Origin of the sequence: Stenotrophomonas sp. YIM B06876, assembly GCF_030711595.1 — a bacterium.
In the GTDB taxonomy this organism is placed as follows: domain Bacteria; phylum Pseudomonadota; class Gammaproteobacteria; order Xanthomonadales; family Xanthomonadaceae; genus Stenotrophomonas.
On record NZ_JAUJUJ010000171.1, the window covers coordinates 570 to 1,658 of the forward strand.

A 1,089-nucleotide genomic window follows, 5' to 3' on the forward strand; every position below is an offset into this window, starting at 1 on the left:
CGCACGCTCCTTTTTGCGGAGCGTGCGCGCGGGCATCAGGCGCCGAGCAGGATGCGCAGCATGCGGCGCAGCGGCTCAGCCGCGCCCCACAGCAGCTGGTCGCCGACGGTGAAGGCGCCCAGGTATTCCGGCCCCATGGCCAGCTTGCGGATGCGGCCCACGGGAATCTGCATGGTGCCGGTCACGGCCACGGGGGTCAGGTCTTTGATGGTGGCTTCACGCGTGTTCGGCACCACCTTCACCCATTCGTTGTCGGCGGCGATCATCGCCTCGATGTCGGCCACGGGCACGTTCTTCTTGAGCTTGAAGGTCAGCGCCTGGCTGTGGCAGCGCATGGCGCCGATGCGCACGCAAAAGCCATCGACCGGAATGGCAGCCGTGCCAAAACCTTCGCCCATGCCCAGGATCTTGTTGGTCTCGGCCATGCCCTTCCATTCTTCCTTGGACATGCCGTCGCCCAGGTCCTTGTCGATCCAGGGGATCAGCGAGCCGCCCAGGGGCACGCCGAAGTTGGCGGTTTCATGGGCCGAGAGAGACCGCTGCTTGGCGATGATCTGGCGGTCGATCTCGAGGATGGCGCTCTTGGGGTCGTCGAGCAGGCCGCGCACCTCGGCGTTCAGCGTGCCGTACTGCGTGAGCAGCTCGCGCATGTGCTGCGCGCCGCCGCCGCTGGCGGCCTGGTAGGTCTGCGTGCTCATCCACTCGACCAGGCCGGCCTTGTACAGCGCGCCCACGCCCATGAGCATGCAGCTGACGGTGCAGTTGCCGCCGACCCAGTTCTTGCCGCCCTGGGCCAGCGCGTCCTGGATGACGGGCAGGTTCACCGGGTCGAGCACGATCACGGCGTCGCCGTTCATGCGCAGGGTCGAGGCGGCGTCGATCCAGTGGCCGTTCCAGCCGGCGGCGCGCAGCTTGGGAAAGACTTCGCTGGTGTAGTCGCCGCCCTGGGCGGTGATGATGATGTCGCAGCGCTTGAGCGCGGCGATGTCGAATGCGTCCTGCAGCGTGGTTTCGTTCTTCGCCATGGCCGGGGCCTTGCCGCCGGCGTTGGAGGTGGAGAAGAAGAGCGGCTCGATGAGGCCGAAGTCG

At 67.1% G+C, this 1,089-nt stretch carries 1 protein-coding gene; it reads right to left on the reverse strand.

Annotated features, from left to right (window positions below; genetic code table 11):
• Positions 1-35 precede the first annotated feature (35 nt).
• The coding region (asd, locus tag QZH66_RS15785; RefSeq protein WP_305806845.1) for an aspartate-semialdehyde dehydrogenase at positions 36-1,089 on the reverse strand (1,054 nt) is incomplete at its 5' end.